3 protein-coding genes are annotated in these 6,347 nt (G+C 50.8%); 1 reads left to right on the forward strand and 2 read right to left on the reverse strand.

Going from position 1 to position 6,347, the window contains the following annotated elements; all coding sequences use genetic code 11:
* Nucleotides 1-25 precede the first annotated feature (25 nt).
* Together parC and parE are read right to left on the reverse strand one after the other, a co-directional pair.
* A complete protein-coding gene (parC, locus tag ADU22_RS19060) occupies nucleotides 26-2,455 on the reverse strand; it encodes a DNA topoisomerase IV subunit A (RefSeq protein ID WP_053363577.1) in 2,430 nt (809 codons plus the stop codon).
* Entirely contained in the window at nucleotides 2,452-4,431 is a 1,980-nt protein-coding gene (gene parE / locus ADU22_RS19065) for a DNA topoisomerase IV subunit B (RefSeq protein ID WP_053364667.1), read from the reverse strand. Before parE ends, parC begins: the two co-directional genes overlap by 4 nt.
* 352 nt (nucleotides 4,432-4,783) lie before the next feature.
* On the opposite strand from parE, the gene ADU22_RS19070 reads away from it, so the two are divergent.
* The gene (locus ADU22_RS19070) at nucleotides 4,784-6,232 is read left to right on the forward strand and encodes a S8 family peptidase (RefSeq protein ID WP_231687915.1); all 1,449 of its coding nucleotides are present in this window, start codon (nucleotides 4,784-4,786) and stop codon (nucleotides 6,230-6,232) included.
* The last annotated feature ends 115 nt before the right edge of the window (nucleotides 6,233-6,347 follow it).

The following is a 6,347-nucleotide window of genomic DNA, read 5'->3' on the forward strand; positions in this document are numbered from 1 at the left end:
GCAGAGGTCCAATTTATGATTGATATCATTCCCTTGACGGTTCAGTTTTCCAAACTTCCATTACCTTGCCGCTTTCATTCTCGTCAAGGATGAAAGAGCCGTTCGAGTAGCGGTCGCTGTAATTGATGGAAGCAGGTGCAATCGTGGCGAGCTTTTGTTTTTCTGATAACAGGAAGATCATATCTCCGCCTCTGGCAACCTGCATTCCTGCCACTTTATGCGGCTTGGCCTTCAATTCGCGGAGCATGACCACTCCCCGCTTTGCCCTGGAACTCTTCTCGAATTCTGAGAGTTTCATCTTTTTGACGGCGCCGCGCTGGGTCACAAGGATGACAGACTGCTCCTTCTCGTCTTCCACGAGCTTGCCGGCAATGACGAAATCACCTTCCTTCAGGTTGATTCCTTTTACCCCGGCTGCCCTGATGCCAATCGGGCTGACTTCCTCTTCCGCAAACCAGAGCGCGTAGCCAAAGCGGGTCGCCAGGAACAGGCTCGCGTTTCCGTCAGTCAGGTGGATGTCGACCACCTCATCTTCGCCCTTCAGGTTGATGGCCGTCAATGTTTTCGAATAGCGTGTCGCCTGGTATTGCTTCAATTCCGTTTTCTTAACCATGCCGTTACGGGTTACGAACAGAAGGAACAAATTCTGTTCAAAGCCGCTGACCGGGATGGCCCTGATGATGTTTTCACTTCTGTCCAGCGGGACGATGTTCGCGATATGCTGGCCAAGATCTTTCCAGCGGATGTCCGGGAGCTCATGGACCGGAAGATACATGTAACTGCCTTTGTTCGTGAACAGCAAGAGAACATCTTTTGTGTTCATATCCAGCTGGGCAAGGAGCCTGTCGGTGTCCTTCATGGCAAGATCCTGGCCGTTGGAGGCAGCAAAGGACCGCTGGCTTGTGCGCTTGATATAGCCGTCCTTTGTTATCGTCACAATCACGTCTTCGCTGGCAATAAGCACGTCAAGATTGATTTTGATTTCTTCGATCTCTGCCTGGATGTTCGTCCGGCGCTCATCGGCAAACCGCTTTTTGACATCCTTTAGCTCTTTCTTAATCACCGCTATCAATTTCTTTTCACTTTCCAGGATGGCCGATAGCTCGGCGATTTTTTTCGCCAGCTCTTCCTGCTCGGATCTTAATGCCGTCACATCGGTATTGGTCAACCGGTAAAGCTGCAAAGAGACGATGGCTTCCGACTGGGCTTCCGTGAACTCAAACTCCGTAATCAGGTTGTTTTTGGCATCCCGCTTGTCCTTGGAAGCCCGAATGGTGGCAATCACCTGGTCCAGAATCGACAGGGCCTTGATCAGCCCCTCGACGATATGCTGGCGCTCCCTCGCCTTTTTCAGATCGAACTCCGAACGCTTTGTGACAACATCCTTCTGGTGGTCGATGTAGGCATCGAGCATCGCAGAAATGCCCATCAGCATCGGCCGCTTATTATGGATGGCCACCATATTGAAGTTATAAGGAACCTGGAGGTCGGTGTTCTTGTAAAAATAATTCAGAACGCCTTCCGCATCGGCTTCCTTCTTCAATTCGATGACAATCCTAAGGCCGGTTCGGTCTGTCTCATCACGCACTTCGGCGATGCCTTCCACTTTGCGGTCGAGCCGCAGTTCATCCATGCGCTTAACCAGATTGGCTTTATTAACCTCGAACGGAATTTCCGTTATGACAATCTGCTGGCGTCCCCCGCGGATGGTTTCAATTTCGGTTTTTCCGCGGACAATGATTTTTCCTTTGCCGGTTTCATAGGCTTTTGCAATGCCGTCGACTCCCTGGATGATTCCCCCGGTCGGGAAATCAGGGCCCTTGATCACGGTCATCAGGTCTTTCACCGTGCAATCCGGTTTGTCCATGCGCATGATGACCCCGTCAATGACCTCCCCGAGGGAATGGGGCGGAATATCTGTCGCATACCCGGCGGAAATCCCTGTGGAACCATTCACCAGAAGATTCGGGAACATCGCCGGCAGCACAGTCGGCTCCATAGAAGTATCATCGAAATTGGGAATGAGCTCGACGGTCTTCTTGTCGATATCCCGCAAAAGCTCGGAAGCGATGGCGGAAATCCTTGCCTCTGTATAACGCATCGCTGCCGGAGGGTCGCCGTCAATGCTTCCGTTGTTCCCATGCATTTCGACAAGCAGCTGGCGAAGCTTCCAGTCCTGGCTCATCCGCACCATCGCTTCGTAAACGGACGAATCTCCATGCGGATGATAGTTACCGATTACGTTCCCGACTGTTTTTGCCGACTTGCGGAAGCCTTTGTCATGCGTATTTCCTTCCACATGCATCGCGTATAAAATCCGCCGCTGCACCGGCTTCAGGCCGTCGCGGGCATCAGGCAGTGCGCGCTCCTGGATAATGTATTTGCTGTAGCGCCCAAAACGGTCGCCGAGGACTTCCTCAAGAGGCAGGTCACGAAATTTCTCTACTGAGCTCATGCTTCTGTAACCTCCTCAGCCACGGTAATGTTTTCATTTTCAAGAATGGTATCGCCTTCCTCAAGGCTGAAGGCTACATTGGATTCAATCCATTTGCGGCGCGGTTCCACCTTGTCGCCCATCAGCGTGGTCACACGGCGTTCCGCCCGTGCGGCATCATCGATCCGGACCCGGATCAATGTCCTGGTCTCAGGATTCATGGTCGTATCCCAAAGCTGGTCGGCGTTCATTTCACCAAGCCCCTTATAGCGCTGGATGATGTATCCTTTTCCAACCTTCTTGATCGCCCCTTGAAGCTCTTCATCGCTCCATGCATATTCGATCACTTCTTTTTTGCCGCTGCCCTTGCTGACCTTGTAGAGCGGCGGAAGGGCGATAAACACCTTCCCTGCTTCGATCAGCGGCTTCATATAGCGGTAAAAGAAGGTCAGCAGCAATACCTGGATATGCGCTCCATCGGTATCGGCATCGGTCATGATGACCACTTTGTCATAATTGGCATCTTCCACATTGAAGTCAGCTCCGACGCCCGCGCCGATGGCATGGATGATCGTATTGATTTCCTCGTTTTTGAAGATATCCTGCAGCTTGGCTTTTTCCGTATTGACGACCTTACCGCGGAGCGGCAGAACCGCCTGGAATTTCCGGTCGCGGCCCTGCTTGGCCGAACCGCCTGCAGAATCGCCCTCGACCAGGTATATTTCATTTCGGGCCGGGTTTTTGCTTTGCGCCGGGGTCAGCTTGCCGGACAGCATCGCTTCGGATTTTTTCCGTTTTTTGCCGCTGCGGGCGTCTTCCCTGGCTTTTCGCGCCGCTTCCCGTGCCTGGTAGGCTTTGATGGCCTTTTTGATCAGGAGCGAACTGGAATCCGGGTTCTCCTCAAGGAAATACGACAGATTGGCTGATACAACCGCATCCACCGCCGACCTGGCTTCACTCGTCCCAAGCTTCCCTTTTGTCTGTCCTTCAAACTGGAGCATCTCCTCAGGGATCCGGACGGAAATGATGGCCGACAGACCTTCACGGATATCCGCTCCATCAAGGTTTTTATCTTTTTCTTTTAAAAGGCCTGCCTTGCGGGCATAGTCGTTGAACGCTCTTGTCATCGCTGTCCGGAATCCGACCTCGTGTGTGCCGCCATCTTTCGTGCGCACATTATTGACAAAGCTAAGCACATTCTCCGAATAGCCATCGTTAAACTGGAACGCAAATTCCACTTCGATGCCGGTATTTTCGCCTTCAAAGCTGACTACCGGATGCAAGACGTCCTTTTCCTCATTGAGGTATTCCACAAATGCCTGAATCCCTGTGTCATAGTGGAAGATTTCCCTCGCGTCATGGCGTTCATCGATGATTTCAATTTTTAACCCTTTAAGCAGGAATGCGGATTCGCGAAGGCGTTCGCATAGAGTGTCGTAATTATAGGTGAGGGTTGAAAAGATTTCGGGATCTGGTTTGAAGTGGATCGTTGTCCCTGTCTGGTTTGTCTTTCCGATTTTCTCAAGTGTTGTCACCGGCTTGCCGCCGTTAACGAAAGTCTGTTCATAAACAAAACCATCCCGCTTGATGGTCACCGTCAGCTTCTCGGAAAGCGCGTTGACGACGGAAGCCCCTACACCGTGCAGGCCGCCGCTTGTTTTATAGCCGCCCTGGCCGAATTTCCCGCCGGCATGGAGCACAGTCAGAATCACTTCGGGTGTCGGTTTTCCGAGCCGGTGCATTCCCGTTGGCATCCCCCGGCCTTTGTCCTGGACGGAAATGGAATTGTCCTTGTGAATCTTCACGATGATATGGTTTCCGTATCCCCCCAAGGCTTCGTCCACCGAGTTGTCCACAATTTCATAGACGAGATGGTGAAGCCCTTTCGTATCCGTGCTGCCGATATACATTCCCGGGCGCTTCCTTACAGCTTCGAGCCCCTCCAGTACCTGTATGGCATCATCGTTGTATTCAAATGCTTGCTGGTTCTTAGCCACAAAAAAACTCCTTTCCTGCATTGAAGCCAACATTGACTGTTCTTTGTATAGTGTCAATGTTTGAAATTCCTATTCCTGATTGGGTCTCTTTACAAGGCCGAACAGGAGAGGAACGTTTGTTCTTGATTAATTTTACCATATTTTTTATAAACTTATATGCTTTATTGTAGCGATTTCTGGTGATTTGGCAAATTGATTTCCTGCGCCGGGGAATCATTGTCATATTTCCGCCTTTAATAGGACAGTGGAAACGCCCGGTGTTTTTCCTTTCGTTCCAGACATTCCCGCAACTAATTTTACCTGCTCCGCCGCACTCTAAGGATAACAGGAATTTAACGGAGGTGTCCCTTTTTTGAGAAAAAGAAGAACCATATTGCTTATCGCCGTCTCGGCCTTGCTGCTGATGCTTGTATCCAGCACGGTATGGAACCGCCATCGTGAACAAAGGCAGCAGGCTGCGCCGCAAAGGCAGGGTGTCAAGCTGCATGATGTGGAAAGCGAGGGAATCATCCTTCCTTATGGCGGGAACCGCCCTGGCCAGTTTATGCAAGTGAATAATATTGAGCGCGGCCATTATTTAAAAACCAAGCTGGATAACCAGAATGAAGTCACCCATTTACACCATAACAATAAGGATACCAGCCATTACTATGACCATGAAGCTGCCGTGCAATTTAAGGTAATGCCTTCTGGCGAGCAGCTTGACAAACTGACGAAGGATATCAGCGGATGGGTCGTCAAGCAGGATGGATTGACCTTCCTGTTCCGCTCCACCACGATGGAAACGCCTGAAATGCTGGCTTTTTTTCAAAAAAATGATCAGGTAGAGTTTGCGGAGCCTCATTACATCCTCATGCAGAACGATGTGGGGCCGGTTGGCAGGAACATGCCAAACGACCAGCTTTACCTGGAGAAATACCAATGGAATCTGCCAGCAATCGGCACGGAAGACGGCTGGGGGATCTCCAGGGGAGATGAAGACATCATCATTGCCGTCATTGATACGGGGGTCGACCTTGATCATCCTGATCTGAAAAACCGCCTTGTGGACGGCTATAACGTAATGAATGACAACGATGAACCTGATGATGATAATGGCCACGGCACCCATGTGGCAGGCATCATCGCTTCGGAAACAAACAACCATCAAGGCACCGCCGGGGTTACCTGGTACAATAAGATCATGCCAGTAAAAGCAATGGGCGCCAAAGGTTATGGCACCACTTTTGATATTGCCAAAGGGATTATCTGGGCCGTCGATAATGGTGCCGATGTGATCAACCTGAGCCTGGGAAATTACCAGGAATCCAACATCCTGCAAAGGGCGGTCCGCTATGCCTACGACCATGATGTGGTCATGGTGTCCGCAGCCGGAAATGACAATTCCAGGCAGCCTTCGTACCCAGCGGCCTATCCTGAAGTGCTAAGTGTATCCGCAATCAGCTTTGACGGCAATCTTGCCGAGTTTTCAAACTATGGCGATTATATTAATGTTACTGCGCCAGGCGTCTACATTCCAAGCACGTATTTTCAAAACCAGTATGCTCAATTATCCGGGACTTCCATGGCCGCGCCACACGTCGCCGGACTTGCCGGGCTGGTCAAATCCGCCAATCCTAAGCTTGGCAGCAAGGAAATCATGAGCATCATCCAGGATACCGCAATCGACGTCGGCAAAAGCGGCAAGGACATTCAGTTCGGGAACGGACTGATCGACGTGAACAAAGCACTGACCAAAGCTGTAGAAACCGATAAAAGCAAGAAAAAAACTGTGCGCGAACGGCTTTGGTTTTTAAGGTAAAACTGTAAACCGGCCTGTCCTTGGAGGAAGGCCGGTTTGTTTTTTATAGGATTTTGGGAAGGCGGCTGTCAGTGCGCAAAATCAATGATTTGCTTTGAAAACGGGCACTGAGAGC

The sequence above is a fragment of the Bacillus sp. FJAT-27251 genome (assembly GCF_001273925.1).
Taxonomy (GTDB): Bacteria; Bacillota; Bacilli; order Bacillales; family Cytobacillaceae; genus Mesobacillus_B.

Bases quoted from the DNA above. Each gene is read 5' to 3' on its own strand.
- parC (WP_053363577.1), bottom strand. From the start codon at position 2,455: ATGAGCTCAGTAGAGAAATTTCGTGACCTGCCTCTTGAGGAAGTCCTC.